Annotated in this window: 19 protein-coding genes; 5 read left to right on the top strand and 14 right to left on the bottom strand. The window is 37.2% G+C overall.

Features of this window, described 5'->3' with window-relative positions:
• Positions 1-70: 70 nt before the first annotated feature.
• The 5 genes from T479_RS03815 to T479_RS03795 form a co-directional block, all read right to left on the bottom strand.
• Positions 71-1255, bottom strand: coding sequence for an iron-containing alcohol dehydrogenase (locus T479_RS03815; protein ID WP_024362245.1), 1185 nt, complete (start codon positions 1253-1255; stop codon positions 71-73).
• Positions 1256-1272: 17 nt separating this feature from the next.
• On the bottom strand, positions 1273-2034 hold the full coding sequence (locus T479_RS03810) for a 3-hydroxybutyrate dehydrogenase (RefSeq protein WP_038509450.1): 762 nt from the start codon (positions 2032-2034) through the stop codon (positions 1273-1275).
• 15 nt (positions 2035-2049) lie between these two features.
• The gene (locus T479_RS03805; RefSeq protein ID WP_025218711.1) at positions 2050-3366 is read right to left on the bottom strand and encodes a GntP family permease; all 1317 of its coding nucleotides are present in this window, start codon (positions 3364-3366) and stop codon (positions 2050-2052) included.
• Between the two features lie 253 nt (positions 3367-3619).
• Positions 3620-5137: a CoA-acylating methylmalonate-semialdehyde dehydrogenase gene (locus T479_RS03800; RefSeq protein WP_025218710.1), complete on the bottom strand. Its 1518-nt coding sequence runs from the start codon at positions 5135-5137 to the stop codon at positions 3620-3622.
• Positions 5138-5152: 15 nt separating this feature from the next.
• Complete coding sequence (locus T479_RS03795) at positions 5153-6046, bottom strand: NAD(P)-dependent oxidoreductase (RefSeq protein ID WP_025218709.1); 894 nt, start codon at positions 6044-6046, stop codon at positions 5153-5155.
• A gap of 235 nt (positions 6047-6281) precedes the next feature.
• Here T479_RS03795 and T479_RS03790 point away from each other — a divergent pair, with 235 nt between their 5' ends.
• Complete coding sequence (locus T479_RS03790; RefSeq protein WP_024362250.1) at positions 6282-6887, top strand: TetR/AcrR family transcriptional regulator; 606 nt, start codon at positions 6282-6284, stop codon at positions 6885-6887.
• A 404-nt stretch (positions 6888-7291) separates the two neighbouring features.
• On the opposite strand, the gene T479_RS03780 is transcribed toward T479_RS03790, so the two are convergent.
• From T479_RS03780 to T479_RS03755, 6 genes are all read right to left on the bottom strand, one after another.
• Positions 7292-9304, bottom strand: a complete 2013-nt coding sequence (locus T479_RS03780; RefSeq protein WP_025218707.1) for an EAL domain-containing protein — start codon at positions 9302-9304, stop codon at positions 7292-7294.
• 53 nt (positions 9305-9357) lie between these two features.
• Positions 9358-11514 (bottom strand): RNA degradosome polyphosphate kinase, encoded by a 2157-nt coding sequence (locus T479_RS03775; protein ID WP_024362253.1) that lies wholly within the window; start codon positions 11512-11514, stop codon positions 9358-9360.
• Complete coding sequence (locus tag T479_RS03770) at positions 11480-13057, bottom strand: Ppx/GppA family phosphatase (protein WP_025218706.1); 1578 nt, start codon at positions 13055-13057, stop codon at positions 11480-11482. The genes T479_RS03775 and T479_RS03770 overlap by 35 nt, the downstream gene beginning before the upstream one ends.
• A gap of 167 nt (positions 13058-13224) precedes the next feature.
• Positions 13225-14127 (bottom strand): chemotaxis protein, encoded by a 903-nt coding sequence (locus T479_RS03765; RefSeq protein ID WP_024362255.1) that lies wholly within the window; start codon positions 14125-14127, stop codon positions 13225-13227.
• A gap of 69 nt (positions 14128-14196) precedes the next feature.
• Complete coding sequence (locus T479_RS03760) at positions 14197-15519, bottom strand: MFS transporter (RefSeq protein WP_024362256.1); 1323 nt, start codon at positions 15517-15519, stop codon at positions 14197-14199.
• A 212-nt stretch (positions 15520-15731) separates the two neighbouring features.
• Positions 15732-16052 (bottom strand): winged helix-turn-helix transcriptional regulator, encoded by a 321-nt coding sequence (locus T479_RS03755; protein WP_024362257.1) that lies wholly within the window; start codon positions 16050-16052, stop codon positions 15732-15734.
• Positions 16053-16204: 152 nt separating this feature from the next.
• Here T479_RS03755 and T479_RS03750 point away from each other — a divergent pair, with 152 nt between their 5' ends.
• Complete coding sequence (locus T479_RS03750) at positions 16205-16597, top strand: DoxX family protein (protein WP_024362258.1); 393 nt, start codon at positions 16205-16207, stop codon at positions 16595-16597.
• Between the two features lie 180 nt (positions 16598-16777).
• Here the strand turns inward: T479_RS03750 and T479_RS03745 are convergent, their stop codons facing one another.
• From T479_RS03745 to T479_RS03735, 3 genes are all read right to left on the bottom strand, one after another.
• Positions 16778-17644 (bottom strand): NAD(P)-dependent oxidoreductase, encoded by an 867-nt coding sequence (locus T479_RS03745; RefSeq protein ID WP_025218705.1) that lies wholly within the window; start codon positions 17642-17644, stop codon positions 16778-16780.
• Between the two features lie 392 nt (positions 17645-18036).
• A complete protein-coding gene (locus T479_RS03740; protein ID WP_024362260.1) occupies positions 18037-18228 on the bottom strand; it encodes an aspartyl-phosphate phosphatase Spo0E family protein in 192 nt (63 codons plus the stop codon).
• A 93-nt stretch (positions 18229-18321) separates the two neighbouring features.
• Positions 18322-18510, bottom strand: coding sequence for a protein YkzS (locus T479_RS03735; protein WP_025218704.1), 189 nt, complete (start codon positions 18508-18510; stop codon positions 18322-18324).
• Positions 18511-18635: 125 nt separating this feature from the next.
• Between T479_RS03735 and T479_RS03730 the strand changes: the two genes are divergently transcribed.
• The 3 genes from T479_RS03730 to T479_RS03720 all read left to right on the top strand — a co-directional run bounded on the left by T479_RS03730 (position 18636) and on the right by T479_RS03720 (position 20265).
• A complete protein-coding gene (locus T479_RS03730) occupies positions 18636-18824 on the top strand; it encodes a YkvS family protein (RefSeq protein WP_024362262.1) in 189 nt (62 codons plus the stop codon).
• An 80-nt stretch (positions 18825-18904) separates the two neighbouring features.
• Positions 18905-19522 carry a CPBP family intramembrane glutamic endopeptidase gene (locus T479_RS03725; protein WP_024362263.1) on the top strand — a complete coding sequence of 206 codons (618 nt, stop codon included), beginning with the start codon at positions 18905-18907 and terminating at the stop codon, positions 19520-19522.
• Positions 19523-19584: 62 nt separating this feature from the next.
• The gene (locus T479_RS03720) at positions 19585-20265 is read left to right on the top strand and encodes a hypothetical protein (protein WP_025218703.1); all 681 of its coding nucleotides are present in this window, start codon (positions 19585-19587) and stop codon (positions 20263-20265) included.
• The last annotated feature ends 171 nt before the right edge of the window (positions 20266-20436 follow it).

Below are 20436 nucleotides of genomic sequence, written 5' to 3'. Positions count from 1 at the left end.
ATGAAAGCTTCAACTAATCAAAAAGCGCCTTCCTCTTTTGCTTAACGGAAGGCACTCTGTCTCATACTATTTAAAACTCATAATGATAAGCAACCTTGTACAGCTCCATTAACTCATCCTGTGTTGGCACTTTAGGGTTATTGGCAGGACTACCACTTGCCATTGCATCGATTGCCATTTTCGGAATTGCCGCATAAAATGCATCCTCCTCAATACCCCATTGCTGTAAATTGCCAATATTCATCTTTTTACATAATTCTTTTATTGAGTCGATAGCTAAAGTCGCTAGTTCCTCTTGGGTACTATACTGTCCTTTTGCGTTGAAAAATTTTCCTATATCTGCTAGGCGCTCCACGCATGCATCCTTGGTAAATTCTAATACCGCTGGTAGTAACATCGCATTGGAAATACCATGAGGCACATGAAAAAGTGCACCGATAGGACGTGACATACCATGTACTAAAGCAACTGATGCATTGGAAAACGACAGTCCTGCCTGCATTGAGCCTAAAGACATCGCCTCTCGCGCATCAATATCGTCCCCTTGCTCGTAGACCTTCAAAATATTATGAATAATTAAGTCCATTGCTGACAACGCAAGCACATTCGAATAAGGATGTGCTAAACGAGACAAATAACTTTCAATTGCGTGGCTTAATGCATCAATACCCGTCGCCGCTGTAATGGCTGGAGGAGAGGTTACCGTTAGCATCGGATCGACAATGGCAATTGGTGGCATAAAAGCTGGTTGTTTTATCATCATTTTCACATCATTCGTCGTGTTGGTAATCACTGTAGCATCTGTTGCTTCAGAGCCTGTGCCTGCTGTTGTTGGAACAGCTATATGCGGGATAGGTGATTGCTCGGCGATTTTCGCTAGTTTCATATAATCGCCGATATAACCACCATTTGTTGCTACAACAGCAATTGCTTTGGCTGTATCGATACAACTTCCACCCCCAACAGAAATGATAAGATCACACTGTTCTGTTTGCAAAATACTAAGACCTTGTGCTACATACGTATCCACTGGCTCAGTTGTTACACCTAAATATGAAACCGCTTCCAAACCATTCGCTGTTAATAATGCCTTACACTGATTAACAAACCCTAATCCATCCATGATTGGATCGCTAACGATAAGTGCCTTCGAACCTAGTTTTTTGGCATATACGCCTACTTCTTCAAATGCATCTTTTCCATAAACAATCGTCGCAGGAGAATTTACTGTGAAAGTTGTTTTTGTTTGTATCATAACGCATCGCTCCTCCATTATTGGGCAGTATAACCGCCATCTAATACAATCGCCTGACCTGTTAAACCTTTGGCCACATCACTCGCTAAATAAAGTGCAAGCCCTGTAATTTCTGAAACATCAAGCAAGCGCTTTTGCGGGACAAGTGGATATAGCACCTGCTCCAACACTTCTTCTACTTGAATCCCACGTGTCTTTGCTAAATCTGTAAATTGATTACGAACTAATGCTGTATCCACATATCCTGGACAGATGGCATTAACTGTAATACCGTCATTGGCTACTTCAAGTGCAGCGACTTTTGTTAATCCTATTAAGCCATGCTTTGCTGCGTTATAACCCGCTTTACCAGCAAATCCAATAACACCGTTTATCGATGCCATATTTAGAATGCGACCAAATTTATTTTTCTTCATATGGGGTAAGGCATATTTCATCGTAATAAATGGCGCTACAAGCATTACTTTTTGCATTTGTTCAAAGATTTCTGTGGGGAAATCTTCGATGTAAGATACATGTTGAAATCCTGCGTTATTAATCAAAATATCAATGCTATTAAATTTACTAACTGTGAAAGCAATCGCCTCACTAATAGCTTGTTCATCCGTGACATCACATGTATAGGCTGTTAAGTGTGGATTTTGTGCTACCACCTCAGCTAATCGTTGCTCATTTATATCTGAAATAACAACATTCGCTCCTTGTTCAGCAAATGCTTGAGCAATAGATAGGCCAATTCCTCGAGCAGAGCCCGTTATAAAAACTGTTTTACCTTCCATCAATTGCTATCCCTCCTACATTCCAAGTGAGAATAATACGATCGCCACAACAGTCCCAATAATTGGTATAACAACGGTTAAAGCACCGAAAGGCAAATAGGCATCCTTATGTTTTTCATTACATACAGAATTGATTGTCGTCACTACATAACCACCATGTGGTAATGAATCGAGCGAGCCAGATGCAATGGCTATTGTGCGGTGTAATGCTTCCGTATTAACGCCCATATCAATATAGTGAGGAGCTAATAGTGGCATTGCAATTGTTTGACCACCTGAAGCTGAACCTGTTAAACCGGCTATTACTGCGATTGCAACAGCTCCCCCTATAAGTGGATTGCCAGGGATATTTGTCATCACATCGACAGTTGCTACAAATGATGGTGTAGCTTTTACAACGCCCCCAAAGCCTACAACTGCTGCTGTATTTGCAATAGCTACAACAGCGCCCATTGCACCTGCGGCTAACGTTGCACTAACTGATTTTGCATATTTATAGCTTACTAAATACGCCATAATACAACCGCTCGTTAACGCAACAATTAGAGCTGATGTGCCAAGAGAGTCATGGAAGATAAACGAAATCAATAAAACGACTACTAATGGTACTAAACTTAAGATTGGACTAGGTAATTTACGCGTTTCGTCAACGACAGGATCTGTTGAACGTTCGATAAATACCTCCCCTTTTTTCACTGCCCGTTTAATCATCCAATTCAACCATAGTGCTCCACCGATTGCCATAAATAATGCAACGACAATACTCACCTGCCAACCTGCATATGGCGTTGTTCCTAAATAGGGAATCGGAATCCAGTTTTGGATTTCTGGTGAGCCTGCTGACGTCATTGTAAACGTTACAGAACCTAAACCAAGTGCCGCAGGAATAAAGCGTCTTGGAAGATTCGCCTGTTTAAATAAACTAATCGCCATCGGATAAACAGAGAAGGCTACGATAAATACTGAGACACCACCATATGTTAGTACAGCTGCTGCCAGTACTACGGCATATGTAGCATACTTCACCCCAATTTTTTCAACAATCCATTTTGAAACACTATCAGCAGCACCTGTATCTTCCATTACCTTGCCAAAAATGGCACCTGCCATGAACATTAAATACCAAGAACCAACGAAGCCCGTAAATCCATCCATATAACTTGTTAAGAAATTAGCTTGATTGTCATTTGCAGTTTGTGGGAAGAAAGCAAGACCATTTGTTAAAGCTGCAATTAAAGCAGTTAATGGTGCTGAAATTAGTAAATTGACACCCCTCATTGTTAAATAGACTAGTAGTACTAAACTTCCAAAAAGCCCAATATACGCTAACATCCACATCCCACCTATCTTTTAGAAAGTGCTATAGAGTTACATCTTATATTGCTATATGGCGTGCCTGTATACCTTCTTTTCTATCGTTTCTGCGCTTAGTCACTTGACTTCCATTACTTCTTAAAACGTTCTGTACACACAGCAGTGTAAACAATATGTTAGGCTACAGACGGACACTATCTGCTAGCTAGCACCGATTACTTTTTTAGCGTCCGCCTGCGGTCTTTAACATACGTTAAGGCTCTCTATGTCATTAATCATTATTACTTGGAAATGCAAATGTAGATGCTGTTTCAGTATTCGTCACCCAACGCTCTGATATTGTTTTTGTTTTCGTAAAGAAACGTGCCTGATCTGGGCCAAACATATGCCCTTCTCCAAATCGAGAGCCTTTAAATCCTGCAAAGTTATGGTATCCAACTGGAATAGGAATTGGTACATTCACCCCTACCATCCCCACATCAATTTCTGTAGTAAATTTACGTGCTGCAAGTCCATCATTGGTAAAAATTGTGACCCCATTGCCAAGCTCATGCTCGTTAATTAGCTGTATTGCCTCCTCTAACGAATCAACACGCACTACATTGCGAGCAGGACCAAATACTTCTTGCTCATAAATTTCCATTCCTGGTGTTACATGATCTAATAATGTTGGACCGACAAAGAAGCCTTTTGATTCTTTTACAATCGCTAGCTCACGTCCATCACAAACAACAGTCGCCCCTTCTGCTTCTCCTTTATGAATTGCAGCAAGAATCGCTTCTTTTGATTGCTGTGAAATAACCGGGCCAAAATCAGTATCTTTCTCCGTATAAGACCCTACTTTTAATGCTGCAATTTTTTCTTTTAAGATGGCTACTAAACGATCTGCGGTTTCTTCACCCACTGGCATGATTGTTGAAATGGCCATACAACGCTGAGAAGCTGCTCCATAGGCCGCTCCAATAAATGCATTTGCCACTTGCTCAAGGTCTGCATCAGGCATTACGACCATATTATTTTTACCACCACCTAAAGCAGTGACACGTTTCCCATATTTTGAGCCAGTTTCATAAATATATTTAGCAACAGGCGTAGAACCTACAAATGAAATCGCTTGCACAATTGGGTTTTCTAATAGCTCATTAACCGCATCTTTATCTCCATTAACGACTGTCCAAATGCCATCTGGTAAACCAGCTTTTTTCCATAACTCACTTACATATAACGCGGTCATTGGTACTCTCTCTGAAGTCTTTAAAACAACTGCGTTCCCTACAGCAATCGCCATACTTGTTTGCGCTAATGGCACCATAATAGGGAAGTTAAATGGCGAAATTGCCGCTACCACACCTAGAGGATATTTAGCAGAGTAGGCATTAATTTGACCACCAACATTTACAGAGTATTCGCCCTTTACTAAATGAGGAGCCCCAATTGCTAAATCGACGGATTCTAAGCCTCGTGTAATTTCACCTCTCGCATCATCAATCGTTTTACCACTTTCCGTACAAATAATTTGTAATAATTCTTCCATATTATCTGTTACTAGATTGCGAAATTTTAATACTACCTCTGCACGTTTAGCTACTGACGTATCACGCCATTTAGGAAATGCAGCCTGTGCTTTGACAATTGCCTCACGTGTCTCTTCTACTGTTGCTAGCGGTACTTTTGCAATAACATCACCTGTTGTAGGATTATAAACTGAACCGTAACGACCACTTTTTCCCTCTATCATTTCTCCACCAATAAAATGTGTTAATGTTTTTACTTGTTGTGCGGTTGTCATAACTGTTTTCCTCCTTTAATTTTGTTTCATCATGCACTTTTCTTTAAGACTTAAATAAGCAGCAGACATGTCGTTTTCACCAAAGCCTTCTGCTGATATATCATTGTAAAGATTGACCAGTTGTTCACCAATTAGAAGGGGTACACCTGCTTCATCAGCCATATTTTTTGCCAATCGTAAATCTTTTAGTAATAGATTCGTAGAAAAGCCAGGTTCATAATTTTCATTTTTCATGTATTCTAAATAATTTCGCTCATAAATCCGACTTTGACCATAACTATTACTTAATACTTCATAGAGCGTATCTGCTGCAACTCCCATACTTTCTCCAAGTACAATCGTTTCCGCAACAGCTTGCGTATAAAAGCCAATCATTAAATTGTTCAGTAATTTAATACGTGTCCCTACACTCGGGGATGTGCCAAGATGGAAAATATTTTTTCCTACTATTTCGAAAATTCCGACGCCACGTTGGTAATCCTTTTCTTCTCCACCTATCATAATTGTTAACGTGGCATTGATAGCACCAATAACACCTCCACTTACTGGAGCTCCTAAATAACGTAACCCTAATGATTGCGCCTTTTTATGTAACGAATCATTTAATTCAGGATTTACAGTGCTAAAGTCTATTAGTAAACTTCCTTGCTTAGCATGTTGCAAAATCCCATCTTCTGATGTGTAGACATGTTCAACAACTTGTGGTGTTGGCAAGCTGGTCATAATTACTTCGCTTTGCTTTACAACGGCTTGCGATGTTGCTAAACCAATACCACCTTCTGCAATGAATTGCTCCATTGCTTTCGCATTCGTGTCAAAGCCATACACTTCATAACCTGCACGAAGTAAATTAATGGACATCGGTAACCCCATATTGCCTAAGCCGATAAAACCTAATTTGTCTTTCATTTGAGCTCCCCCATTTCCCATGAATTACGTAAATAAGCTAACTGATCCACTAGCCAACTTTACGTTTTTATCGTAACATTAATAACGAGATACTCTTAATGACCGCGGTCACTGACTGTGGTCATTTAAATCATAAACAAATATAATATCACTCGTCAATCAAAAAATTTTCTATTTTCTGAATAAATATTGCAATTATTATTATAGGATATTTTAATTACGGAGGCAGATGGGCATGAATTCGTTAACTACTCGCCAAAAAAAGGCATTAGAAACTCGAGAAAAATTACTGAAAACTTCTTTAGATTTATTTAATAAACATGGATTTGAACATGTATCTGTTGAACAAATTACGAAAGCATGTAAAGTCTCCAAGGGCACTTTCTATACCCATTTCCCATCCAAATACGATGTTATTTTGGAAAAATTTGAGGAGCTTGATAGCTTTTACAGTACTGTCGAAAAAAATATTGATCAATCATTGTCAGCAAGTGAGAAAATTCTTTTGCTTTATAAGGAGCAAATGTTGTATTTAACAAACGTGGTTGGCAAAGATTTATTGAGAACAGTGTATACGGCTGCCATGACGAATCAAGTAGAACAAAATCATTATTTAATTAGTCCTCAGCGCAAAATCTTTCAAATTATTAACACTTATATTGAAGAGGGTATTCAACAAGGAGAGTTTGTTAACGATTTACAAGCGGTACAAATGCAACAAATTATACAGCGTTGCATGAGAGCCAATGTTTATGATTGGTTAATTCATAATGAGGAATTTGATTTAGTTGCACAGATGGCACATTTTACAGCAGTTGTTTTAAACGGATTAAAGAAATAAGTTAATTTGCTTAGAAAAGCAATAGTAAAGGCATCAAGAAAAAGATTTTCTTGATGCCTTTTGTCTGTTTCACTCCGCTCCGCGGGTATTTCACTTTGCTCCGCGGATATTTCACTCCGTTTCGCGGGTATCACTCTGCTCCGCGGGTATTTCACTCCGTTTCACGGGTATTCCACTTTGCTCCGCGGGTATTTCACTCTGCTTCGCGGGTATTTCACTCCGTTTCGCGGGTATTCCACTTTGCTCCGCGGGTATTTCACTCTGCTCCGCGGGTATCTCTCTGCTCCGCGGGTATTTCACTTTGCTTCGCGGGTATCTCTCTACTTCGCGGGTATTTCACTTTGCTCCGCGGGTATTTCACTCTGCTTCGCGGGTAACGCTCTGCTTCGCGAAAACTTTCTTAATTATCCTACAAAATATTGGGCCACAATCGTTTCAACAGGTAATGGTTTATTATATAAGTACCCTTGTCCTTTTTGACAACGATGACGCTTTAAAAACGCTACTTGTGATGGCTCCTCTATTCCTTCTGCAATTACTTCAAGGCCTAAATTATGAGACATCGAAATGATGGCTTTAATAATTGCCTCATTTTTATCATCCTTTTCGATATCCGCAATAAACGATTGGTCAATTTTAATGATATCGATTGGATAACGTTTCAAATAGCTAAGTGAAGAATAGCCCGTACCAAAATCATCCACCGACACATAAACACCTAGCTGCTTTAACTCTGTTAAAATTGAATATGTTTCATGCACATTCGTCATGGAGCTTTCCGTAATTTCCACTTCAATTAAATGTGGCGCTACATTATATTTTTTCAACGTTGCTTTAATTTTACGAGCAAAATTTTCTTTTCTAAATTGTTTAGGCGATATATTGATGGCAATCCTGACTGGACGATAGCCCTTGGCACGCCATTCCTTTTGATAGCGACAAACTTCATTAATAATCCAATCACCAATTTCTACAATTAAGCCTGTTGCTTCAGCAATCGGTATAAACTGCGCTGGGGATACAAAGCCAAATTTCCGATTATTCCATCGTAATAACGCCTCAAAGCTATTAATGCTATTATCGTTTAAATTCATCTGTGGTTGTAGATGAATACTTAGTTCATTAAATTCAATGGCCCGTCTTAAATGTGCCTCCATCAATGCCTCATTTGGAAAAACATTTGTCATATCTTCACGATAATAGCGGTAATGTGAACGTCCGTGCTCTTTAGCAGAGAATAAAGCTTGATCGGCCTTTCGTACGAGAGTCTCCAAATCCTTACCATCTGCTGGGCTTAAAGAAATACCAATGGAAACACTAATAAAATACTCCTGATCATCAATCATAAATGGCTGTTTTAACGAATCTAAAATGGCATTCGCCAATTGCTCTATTTTGTCTATAGTGGCATCTTTTAAAATAAAAATAAATTCATCACTATTATAGCGATAGAGCGAGCATTGCGCGTAACAAAATTCACGAAGCCTATGACAAAACATTCGCAAAAGTTCGTCACCCTTACTTTCACCAAGAGACTCATTAAATTTTTTAAAACGGTCAATATCGACTAAAAGAATGGTTGCTTGTTGATGTTCACTTTGCTTATCATTCAAATGTTGTAGCCAATGCTCTTTAATAGCTTTTCGATTCCAAATACCCGTCAATTCATCCGTTAAGGCTAAATAGTAAAAGGAATCATGATAACTCTTAAATAAGTTCGCGTCTCTAACGAAAAAATGTACCCCAATTATTTCACCATTAAAATATGTTGGATGTGTACGCAAATAAAATGGTTCATTACTTAGTAGGTTACCCTTAAATAAACATTTTGGCATATCCAATGTAGCGCCTTCAATCGTTTTAGCAAATAATAATTGGACTTCGTTTACATAGTTACACTCTAATAATGAAAAAATATCAAGTCCTATAAGGCTGTGATGTTCTCTCGACAATAAAGACGTAGCGGTAACATTTTGATGAACAATACGACCTTGTAAATCAGTCGTTAGTATTGGACATACATGTTGTTCAACAAATTGCAAATATGGCTTCGTATCACGCTGTTCCTCACGTAAAATAACAGCTATTATAGATGGCTCTATTTGCTGTACACTTACGGCAAACGATTTTTGCATTTGCTCAGTCTCTGAATAAAGCGCAATCTTACGAGCAATTTTAAATTCCTGTTGTATTATCTTCCATAATTGTTGCCAACATTGCTTGTTAAAAAATTGCTTTGCTGTCGTTGCTTTCTCATCCTGCAACGCTATAGCTAATGGTAGTTTGTCGTTATAATAAACGATTTCAAAATCCCCATCATCAGCTTGTTTTAAGCATACTACTGCATCGAACGGATTAAGCAGTGCCAACTGTCGATAGTTTGTGAATTGCGCTACATTCTTTCTATATTTTTTCATTATATCCCTCTCTAGGTAGCGTGTTTACTCTAGTCGTCTAAGACGCTTATTATTTATTCCTCATCTAGCGTAGGCTTTAGAGCATCCTTTAAGAAAATTTCCTGACTATTAATAGGGTCTTCGCTGCGATCAAATTCTTTGTAATGATATTTCCCATTGGAATCTTGGATACGAGCCTTTGCTGTATCCTCAAGTTGTTTATTCATAATATCCATAATACGAGCTTTTGCTTCAATTGAATAGACAGGGAAAAGAATTTCAACGCGTTTAATCATATTCCGGGTCATCATATCTGCTGAGGATAAGTACACCTTATTCTCACCATTATGATGGAACCAATAGATGCGTGAATGTTCAAGGAACCTGCCAACAATACTTGTAACGGTTATATTTTCGCTAATGCCTGGAATACCTGGGCGTATGCAGCAAATCCCCCGTATAATAAGCTCGACTTTTACACCAGCAATAGATGCTTCGTAAAGCTTCATCATTAAATCCTTATCCGTCAATGAATTCATTTTGGCACGAATAAATCCATTTCCGTATTTCTTATGACAGCTTATTTCCTCATCCATTAAACGAATAAATTCATCGCGAATATCAAATGGTGCAACGACTAAATGATTAAATGTAGGTTTTTCCGTATAGCCGCTTAAATAATTAAAAAAGTTCGTGGCATCAATTCCAAATTCCTTGTCTGATGTTATGATGCCCATATCTGTATAAATTTTTGCAGTTGCATCATTATAATTTCCTGTTCCAAGATGAACAAAACGTTCAATCTTGCCATTACGACGACTTACAACTAATGTTATTTTGGAATGCGTTTTTAAATTATTCATACCATAAATAACAAGACAGCCTGCTTGCTCTAGTTGTTTTGCCCAATGCACATTATTTTCTTCATCAAAACGTGCTTTTAACTCTACTAAAACAGTCACTTGTTTACCGTTTTCAGCTGCGAGTTTTAATGCTTGTATAATTGGAGAATTCCCACTAACTCGATATAGTGTTTGCTTGATTGCCAGTACATTCGGATTAACAGCAGCCTCTGAAATAAAGTCCACTATCGGTGCAAATGATTCATATGGATGATGGAAAAAAATGTCCTGTTGCAATGCTTTTTCAAAAATATTTTCATCTGACTGTAAATCTAAAGGTGGCTGTGGAATAAAGCTTTCATACTCTAAATGCTCCCGTCCAACAGCTATACCTTTTACAAATGAGAACATAAATGTTAAATCGAGCGGACCGTCAATATGAAAAACATCTGTCTCCTCGATTTCAAATTCTTCTAGTAAGTATGCAAGTACCTCATCATTCATTTCCCCTACACGTACTTCTAGGCGGCTGCCAACACCCCATTTACGTTTTTTAAGCTCTTTTTCAATTTCTACCAGTAAATCACGGGCACCTTCCTCATGAATCGTTAAATCTGCATTACGTGTTAGACGGAAAGCCTGTGCTGATTTCACACTGTAGCCATAGAAAAGCTTTTCGATATGAGCGACAATAACATCTTCAAGTAGAACAATCACTGTCTCACCCTCAGCAGAAGGCACTTTAATATAGCGATCCAAAACAGATGGTACTTGCACTATGGCAACCTTTTCACGGCTTTCTAAATCTGTCTCATCTTGTTCCAATAGGACAAGTATATTTAATGTTTTACCAAGCAAGGTTGGAAATGGTCGATAAGCATCTACTGCTACAGGTGTTAAAACTGGGAAAATGGTTTCAGCAAACATTTCATTGATAAACGCCTTTTGCGTACTATTTAAATCTTTCATGTCTGCAATATGTACATTGTGCTGTGGTAGTAAATCGTAGATTAAGTGACGATATACTTCTGTTTGTCTGCGCACTAAAGCTTGCGTACGTTCAGCAATTTTCGCTAATTGCTCTTTTGGTGTTAAGCCTGACTTATTCTCAGCCTTATGGAAGCCTGCACGCACTTGGTCCTGAAGTCCTGCCACACGCACCATGAAAAATTCATCTAAATTGGAGCTAAAAATCGCTAAAAACTTCAGGCGTTCTAGCAGAGGATTATTGATATCCTCTGCTTCTTCTAATACACGTTCATTAAACGCTAACCAGCTTAGTTCGCGGTTATTATAATATTGAGGTTTTGCTATTTCTTCTAGTAAACGGCTATGTGATTCTGAAAATTCTTCTTCATGTAATCGATTGTTTGTTACTTCTGTTGTCATCTTGGTTCCACCCTTCTTCAATGAAGTTTACTTTTATTGGTATCTTTAGAGCACGTTCTAGATGTTTCTTATGCCGATTTGCTTGATATTTTTCAGCAGCAGCATTTTTTTTGACGTATACGTTAAGCTGAACATAATTGTCTAAAGGTTGCATTTCAATCGCATGTACAATATTTCTTTTTGAAACATTTAATGCATAGACAAATTTTAACAACGTGCCGAATTCGCGCATTTTGCGATATTCTTCACGACTCATCCATTCGGTAAAAGGAGCCGCAAATCGTTCAAAATAATCTTTATTTTTATATGAAGCTAAAAGTGCTAATTTTAGACGCTCTTTATGATTCAAACCATCAATTGATTGATTGGCAATTAAATAAAACGTATGTTGACTAGCGGAGCTTAACTCAATATATTCCCCAATATTAAAAATCTTTGCTGCCTTTCTTAGTAACTGCAAATCATTTTCATCAAATTGTAAATAATTCAAATGGCAACACGCACGATAAAGTTGATCTGCTAAATGCATTAAATAATCAACTTCTCCCTCTGAACGTCCATATTGTCGAGCTAATTTTCTAGCGTTTCCCTCAAAGACATTATATTTGTCAAAAGCATCTTCATCTTCTTGTAAAATACGATGGATAATCAGCCCTTCCCGTAAACCTTTTTTCGTTAACTGGAAGACCTCACTACCTACAATTTCCATAAGTATGCGGAACACTTCTAATGCGGGTACAATAATATCAGCACGATCCGTTGATAACCCATCCAAATGTTTTAGTTCTTGAAAACTTAAATTTCCTAAAAACGCACCAAGCTGATCTAAATCTTCTTTAGATATTTCATAGCCATGCACACTCGCAATAGGATATTGCTGTCGTTGCTGATGAACTTGCGCGATATTTCTCGCACTGCCACCAATTGCAATAATCGGTAATCCCACTTGTTGAATCCAAGGTAGTGATTTGAACTGCTCCTTAACAAAAGCAACCAGTTCTTTCTTCTCACCACTATTCATAATGTCACCCTTTACGAAACGTTGCTTTAATGACACCGTTCCAAAAGGAAAACTAAATGATTCAACTAGTTCCTTATTTTTAAATAATGTTATTTCTGTACTTCCTCCCCCCATGTCAATCGTTACAGCAGACAGAGTACCGATTGAATGGGCTACAGCAACATAACCGAAATACGCCTCTTCCTCTTCAGACAAAAGCTCAATCTGTACGCCCGTTTTCTCCTTCATTAAAGCAATAATCTGGTCTCTATTCGTCGCTTGACGAATGGCGGCTGTTGCAGCTGCTTTCACATCGACAATTTCAAAATCATCAAGCATTGCTTTAAATGTTAACAACGTTTCTGTTAGTACTCGAATACCTTCTTCGGACATGGCTCCTGACGGTTGCAAATATGTTCGTAAACGCGCAACCGTTTTTATATTTCCAAGTTCTCGAAGACCTTCTTCATTATCATACTGATATAGTACCAATCGTATTGTATTCGAGCCGATATCAATAATGGCCGTTTTTAATTCATCCAAATAATTCACTTCCTTCACAGGACAATAGGTGGTGGTCTTTTTATTTTGTGTTAAAAGCATCCTCATTATACAAAAAAAGTCGGAACCAAAAAGGTATCCGACTTTCGTTTGTATTAATATTTCAGGATACCAATTATTAGTATTGTGAAGTTCCTTTTTCGCTAGCTTTATAAAATAAGTTGATCGACACGTAAAATTAGTTCGGCAATTTCAGGTTTACTAATTTGGTCCTCAGCACCTACTTGATCACCTTTATGGCGAAGATCATCAGTAATTAAACTAGAGAAAATAATGACCGGCAGCTTTTGTAAATCAGGATGCTCTTTAATTTTTCGTGTAAGATGGTGACCATCCATTTGTGGCATTTCAATATCTGTTACAACTAATTGAATGTGCTCTGTAACATTATTGCCACTTTTCGCTAATGAATCTAAATATTCATAAGCATCACGACCATTTTCAAAGAACTCTACATTCTCATAACCGGCTTCCTTCATCGTATCAAATAATAATTTACGTAATAATGGTGAATCTTCAGCAATTAAAATGCGTTTTTCAGAACGTTCACGTTTACCAAGCTTTTTCACGGACTCTACATTAATACCCGATTCAGGGTTAATATCAACCATGATTTTCTCAAAATCTAGCAATAAAATCATTTGCTCATTTTGCTTAATAACACCGATTACTTGTGAAGTCCCACCCTGATACATATCAGAAGGCTTTTCGATTTGATCCCATGAAATACGGTGAATTTGCGTCACATTATCGACATGGAAAACAACTCGTTGTTTATTAAACTCAGCAACAATATATTTTTGTTGCGGATTACGTTCTGTGCTTTGTATTCCTAGTACTCGTAGCATATCTACTACCGGTAATACCTCGCCTCTTAATTGAATAATTCCCTCTACATGCGGGTGCGCGTGTGGAATAAACGTTACTGGAATAGGTTGAATAATTTCTTTTACTTTAATAACATTAATACCAAATTTATTGTTAGCTACTTCAAATTCAACGATTTCTAGCTCATTTGTGCCACTTTCTAATAATATGCCCTTATGTTCCAAAGCAACCCCGCTCCTTTCTATTTCAACATCAATTTATAATTCAATTGTATCATAGGCGATACAATTCTCCTACTTGGTATTTCCATTTTTATCATTAACTTTTAGATGCACCAATAGACCAATTACTGTCATTAATATTAATGTTGATAATGCCACTCGACTTGCTAAAGTACCATAATCCTTCATCCATAATGTGACAGTTCCATAAACTGCGGGGCCTATTATTGACGAAACTTTCCCAGAAAAAGCAAATAACCCAAAGAACTGGCCTCTCTTGTTATCTGGGGATAGCGCAATAATATATGTTCTCGATGTCACCCACATAGAACCTAATGAAATACCGAACATACTACCTGCAATCCAAAACATCCATTGCTCGGTTGCAAAGACAGCAAATGTTAAAGCGATAATCATGATAAAAGCAACAATGGTAATCGCTCTCTTCGCTCCAATTGCTTTTGTAATATAGCCAAATGCCAGTGAACCAATAATTGTCGATACGGTGGATACTAAATATAGGATGATAAATTGACCTGAAGTAAACCCGACAATGGTTGTGGCATATACCGCCATCATCGCAATGGTCGTGGCAATCGCATCATTTAAAAAGAAGTACGCAATCATAAAAGTAAAGATTGCCTTATACTGCTTCATATCCTTAAATGTACTAATAATTTCCTTATAGCCTTCAAAAAAATGAGTTGTCTTACGTTGCTCTTTTGGGATCGGTGTATCTTTATTAATGAAAAATAAAGGCAATGAAAATAATAAATACAAAATCGCCGTTGGTATAAAAGCGCGATGGAAATCACTGCTTCCTACATATAAATAAACAAGCAATCCAAAAAGTGTGCCTAAATAACCAATTGCTACACCATAACCGGAAATAAGAGGCATTTCTTCTTTTGTTCCTAAATCACTCATCATCGAATCATAGAATACGAGACTCGAATTAAAGAAAAACTTCGCTATCACAAAACTTGCAACAACTAAAAATAAGCTAAGAGGTACACCTGAGTAATTGATTGTCGTCTGTAAATTTGCAAAAATACCCATCATAAAGGTAAATAGAATAGATATTGATGCAAACCAAACTATAAATCTCTTTTTATAGCCCGTTTGGTCAATCCAGACACCAAAAAGTGGTGAAAAGACTACTAAGAAAAAACTGGCTATGGCATTGGCATACGAAATAAATGTACTTGCTACCTGTTGCATTACCTCATTCGTACCTAAAGCTTCATCCATATAAAATGGAAAAAATATTGTATTAATATTTGACGAAAATATCGTATTAGCAAAATCGTAAAATGCCCAGGATAGTATTGGCAAAGATAAATATATGGCTAACTGATTTCGATGTTGTACGTCTATCGCTGTACCCTTCTTCATAAAACCCTCCCTCCAATCTCTATAATAATCAATTAATTTCTCTCTATAATAAAAAATACCTTTTTTAAAAGAAAATTAATATTATTTACAATATATCAGTAATTCTAGTGAAACATAACTGCCAAATGGCCATAAATTGGTTGACACCTTACCTCCATTTGTCCCTAAAAACAAAAAAGATATTCAAGCCCCTCGCTTGAATATCTTTTCTATCATTCCTCAGCAATCGTTACCCATTTACTAGACCATTCTTCAATAGCTTTTAGCACAGGGGTAATTGCATATCCTTTTTCTGTAAGTTCATATTCAATAACGACTGGAGTAGATGGAATTACAGTACGTAACACGATTTCCTCGGTTTCTAACTCCTTTAGTCGCTCTGTTAACACACGACTGCTAATATTCAACTGATTTTTAATGGTGGAATATCGCTGTGGACCATCAAGTAGCTGATAAATAAGTAACGTATTCCAACGATGGTTCAATATCATAAGCGCTTTTTCAAATCGCGGACACATGTTTTTTTGATTCAAGTTACTATCCTCCTTTTTTACTAGGTTCTACTTAAGAGTATATCACTTTTTAAAAATCCTTTCGAAAAATACACTTAGTTACTTGACAAAAGTTATTTTTAAAAATAAACTAAGTTACGAAATGTAAGTTAAAGAAAAGGAGTTATTACATTATGCAAAATATTGGTTCAACTATTTTACGTGTCGTTCTCGGCATTATTTTTGCAGTTCATGGTTTCCAAAAATTCCAAGGCGGCATTAGCTATACGGCTGACTTCTTTGATAGTCTCGGTATTCCAGGCTTTATGGCGTATGTCGTTGCGATTATTGAATTAGTCGGTGGAGCTGCTATTATTTTAGGTTTCGCAACAAGAATCTTCGGTGCTTTATTGACCATTACAATGATTGTTGCTATCTTTACAGCAAAACTTAGCATTGGTTTTATCGGCGCTAATGGTTTGGCTGGCTATGAGTTTGACTTAGCTTTAGGTGCGATAGCACTTTACTTTGCCCTTGCTGGAGCTTCTAGCTTCTCATTAGATTCTCAACTTTTTAATAAAGAGTAGAGAATTGTCTATGCTATGGATGTTTTTCAAAATGGTACGAGCGATTCAAAGACTTTTTGTGGCGGTTTCATTTAAGAAGGTGGTACCACGAAAAGTGGAGCCAAGCACTCAGACAAACAACATAGCAAAAAAAGTGTTAGATTGATGATTACTCAATCTAACACTTTTCCCTATTGCTGACTATTTATAATACGTTAGCAGAGCCTGCGTACCATTTTCACCATAACCTGCTTCGATCAGTTTTTCATACATTTCATATGCTAATGCTAGCCCTGGTAAAGAAATACCCATTTTCTTTGATTCATCTAAAGCGATTTTCATATCCTTCACGAAATGCTTAATATAAAAACCTGGCGCATAGTCTTCTTTAATCATACGTGGTGCTAAATTACTTAAAGACCAAGACCCTGCCGCACCAGAAGAGATGGATTGTAATACAGTAGATAAATCGAGTCCAGCTTTTAAGCCATAGGCAAGTGACTCACACACACCAATCATGCCAGATGCAATGACAATTTGATTGCACATTTTTGCATGCTGTCCGGCACCTGCTTCTCCCTGATACACGATATTTGCACCAAATTGTTGCAACACTGGAACAGCTCGATTAAAGGTCATTTGGTCACCACCTACCATAATAGACAAGGTACCGTTTTGCGCCCCAACATCTCCACCAGATACGGGAGCATCTAATGCTCCTATCCCTAACGTCTGTGCATGCGCATATATTTTCTTCGCTAAAGTTGGTTCAGATGTTGTCATATCAATGACAATATTACCTGCCTTGGCAGTTTGGAATAAGCCATTTTCACCGAAGTAAACTTCCTCGACATCTGCTGGATAACCAACCATCGTTAGCGCTATATCCTTCTCTTTAAAAGCCTCTGCCGGGGAGCTAGCCCAACTTGCTCCTAAAGCGATTAAGGGCTCTGCTTTTTCTTTTGTACGGGTATAAACCGTCACCTCATGGCCATTTTGCAGTAAGTGTTTAACAATACTAGCACCCATAACACCTGTGCCGATAAATGCAATACGCTCTTTTCCCATATGTAATTACTCCTTTACTTGAATCAATAGTACGCTAAAAGCTGACGCTTTTCTTAGACAAGCACCGAGTCGCGCCATCCGCTCACAATAAATGTGCTCTCAAAATAAGACAATACGATTATTCCTTTTACACATTTCAAATTAGCTAAGGTATTGGGAATAGTAGTAAGTTTTATTTATGTGTACTTAGTGTAGTTGAATCAGTTCAATAATTCAAACTCTTCTTAATACTTGTACTAAAGTTTGTCTGTCTTGCATATATACCGAATAAGCAAAAAAAAGAGAGCAGGTGATGGGAATCACTGCTCTAAAGGGGGAAATGAGAATGTTGCTGTGTTCAATATAATTATTCCCCAGTACATTCACTTTTAATCATCTAATCTAAAAAAATTTTACTCTGAATACTGAAACAAATCATCCTGATCTTCTTCTTCTAATGTTGTCTGTCTATAATAAGTATTCATTAACTGATCTAGTCTGCGACTCAGTTGAATGGTTTTTGCATTCTGTAACCCGTTTTCCACACCAGAGCGAATCATCATCTCACGAGTTTGTTCCATTTGTTTCAAGAGTAGATTGACCATTCATACAACCCTCCAACATACAAATAATCATACCATTATTATACATTTATATTTCATTTCTTACAGCATTATGTTCCGACAATGTTCGACAAATTAACTTCTAGGAATTTCCAAATAAGTGTAGATTATAATCCCATTTTGCTTTGCTTCACCTCTAAAATGTTTAAATAATGGGTGTTTTACTAATACTTCTCGAAAATCATAAAATTGTTCTTTATGAATTTCGATACTTTGGATTTCTCCATTTTGCAATTGTTCAAGCATTGTTTCATATTGTTCCATTTTTTCCAATCCTTTCTCTTACTTTATTTTGTGTAATAAATTATGAATTATTCAAAAAAGGCTTTACGTTTTCCTTTTTTTCATGCAAACTGTATATTATTAGTCGATGAAGGAGCTGACTGTCTGTGAAAATAGCTGAAGTTGGAAATATTATCGAGTTTAAAAATGGTTTGCAAGGCATTGTTGAAAAAGTAAATGAAAATTCGGTGATCGTTGATTTAACATATATGGAGAATTTTGATTCCCTTGAAATTGAAGAAAAAACGGTCGTCAACCATAAACGTTACAAAATCTTATACGCAAGTGAAGCTTAATATTCTGAATAGTCCCTTTTTGTCTTTATAGATGATAAGGGACTATTTTTTTGGTAAAATTAAAGTATGGAGGTCGAATTATGCTTACAAATTCGAAACAAACAATAATACTTCTCCTTTCTTTATTATTCGTTTATGGCATGCTTGCTTTTACATTTGCTAATCCTGCTGTATTTTGGTACTTGTATGCATTTACCCTGCTCGTATGTATAGCTATCGCTATTCTATCAGGTACAATCGAAGATCAATTGCCTACGTGGAAATTTCTGATTTTCGGCATCGGATACGGTACAATCGCATATGGCATTATACGTTTTGGTTATTGGCTCGCACCATTTATAAATGATCGGCTAGTAGGATCCGTACAAAAGTTTTTAACAGTTTACGGTCCACAAAATATATGGCACTATATTTTCCTTGTTTTCATTGTAGCCATTGGTGAAGAACTATTTTGGCGTGGCTACGTACAACAACAATTAAAACGTTTTATGCGCCCTGTTTTAGCAGTTATTGTAACAGCAATTTTATGTGCCATTTCGATTGCATTTAGCGGTTTTAAGCTTGGTATCATCGCAGCTCTTGTAACAAGCCTGATTTGGGGCTTTATCTATGAATGGCGCAAGAGTATGCCTTTAGTTATTGTAGCCCATGTTGTTTTTGTTTTATTATTGTTTTTAGTGTTACCTTTAACATCATAACAAAAAAAATTGGAAACATTTTATCTTTTATTAGCGTTTAATATAGAAAGGGAGGGCTTTTCATGCAAAATAAATTAATTACAATGCTTGCATTATTACTAACAGCTGTTTTAGTAGTGGGGTGCAATACCTCTGATAAGACAGAACAATCAGATGCTGCACAAAACGAACCAGCAAACACAGCGACTGAGGAAAAACCAACTGATAGTGAACCTGCAGGCGACGACGCGCAAGAAACGCCTACATCAGATGATGCACAAACAGAAGTACAATCTAAACCACAACAAGAAGTAAAATACGTACAAAAAGGTGTCGACAAAAAGGAAAATGCAACTGAATCTAAAAGTGTAACTCAGAGCTATAAAATCCAACAGCTACCTGGATTTACTCTTTCTCAAGAAGAACCTGGAAAAGACATGCTAGTCTCAAATGCTGATGACGAAGTATTTATGCGTATTGAAACAACTACTACTGCTGAAACAAACTATGATGCGGCGAAAACAGCTATGCAGGACTATATGAATGCAGTTGGAGGAACAGTTGCATTATCTGCTGAAGAACTTTCCGTATTTAAAGATGTCCAAAATATTGAAGGCTATGTTGTAGACTTTGATACTGAAAAAGTAATTGGCGTAGTATTTGAAAAAGATGGACTTATTATAAAGTTAACAATTCATGATAATGATGAACAAGATTTAACAGCCGCTATGCTCGCAATGGCAGCAACTATTTCTAAAAATTAATTTAATACACATCCCAAGAGGTCTTAGAAGTCTTTCTAAGACCTCTCTTTTATTTACCAATAAAAAACTAAGGTTTGCTTGTAAAGACGTCTAAAAAGCTTCTCAACGGGTAAAAACAGCTATTCTATACAAACTATTCCCCTAAACAATGTTTCCATTCTTTTAACACGC

Origin of the sequence: Lysinibacillus sphaericus (assembly GCF_000600105.1) — a bacterium.
Lineage (GTDB): Bacteria > Bacillota > Bacilli > Bacillales_A > Planococcaceae > Lysinibacillus > Lysinibacillus sphaericus.
Note: the sequence above shows the minus strand (reverse complement) of the source record. Positions and strands in the feature narration are given on the sequence as shown.

Coding starts and splice junctions, on each gene's coding strand:
- T479_RS03745 (WP_025218705.1), bottom strand. CDS start 17,644: ATGGGAAAAGAGCGTATTGCATTTATCGGCACAGGTGTTATGGGTGCT.
- T479_RS03760 (WP_024362256.1), bottom strand. CDS start 15,519: ATGAAGAAGGGTACAGCGATAGACGTACAACATCGAAATCAGTTAGCC.
- T479_RS03720 (WP_025218703.1), top strand. CDS start 19,585: ATGCAAAATAAATTAATTACAATGCTTGCATTATTACTAACAGCTGTT.
- T479_RS03740 (WP_024362260.1), bottom strand. CDS start 18,228: ATGGTCAATCTACTCTTGAAACAAATGGAACAAACTCGTGAGATGATG.
- T479_RS03795 (WP_025218709.1), bottom strand. CDS start 6,046: ATGAAAGACAAATTAGGTTTTATCGGCTTAGGCAATATGGGGTTACCG.
- T479_RS03800 (WP_025218710.1), bottom strand. CDS start 5,137: ATGACAACCGCACAACAAGTAAAAACATTAACACATTTTATTGGTGGA.
- T479_RS03815 (WP_024362245.1), bottom strand. CDS start 1,255: ATGATACAAACAAAAACAACTTTCACAGTAAATTCTCCTGCGACGATT.
- T479_RS03780 (WP_025218707.1), bottom strand. CDS start 9,304: ATGAAAAAATATAGAAAGAATGTAGCGCAATTCACAAACTATCGACAG.
- T479_RS03805 (WP_025218711.1), bottom strand. CDS start 3,366: ATGTTAGCGTATATTGGGCTTTTTGGAAGTTTAGTACTACTAGTCTAT.
- T479_RS03810 (WP_038509450.1), bottom strand. CDS start 2,034: ATGGAAGGTAAAACAGTTTTTATAACGGGCTCTGCTCGAGGAATTGGC.
- T479_RS03735 (WP_025218704.1), bottom strand. CDS start 18,510: ATGGAACAATATGAAACAATGCTTGAACAATTGCAAAATGGAGAAATC.
- T479_RS03725 (WP_024362263.1), top strand. CDS start 18,905: ATGCTTACAAATTCGAAACAAACAATAATACTTCTCCTTTCTTTATTA.
- T479_RS03790 (WP_024362250.1), top strand. CDS start 6,282: ATGAATTCGTTAACTACTCGCCAAAAAAAGGCATTAGAAACTCGAGAA.
- T479_RS03750 (WP_024362258.1), top strand. CDS start 16,205: ATGCAAAATATTGGTTCAACTATTTTACGTGTCGTTCTCGGCATTATT.
- T479_RS03775 (WP_024362253.1), bottom strand. CDS start 11,514: ATGACAACAGAAGTAACAAACAATCGATTACATGAAGAAGAATTTTCA.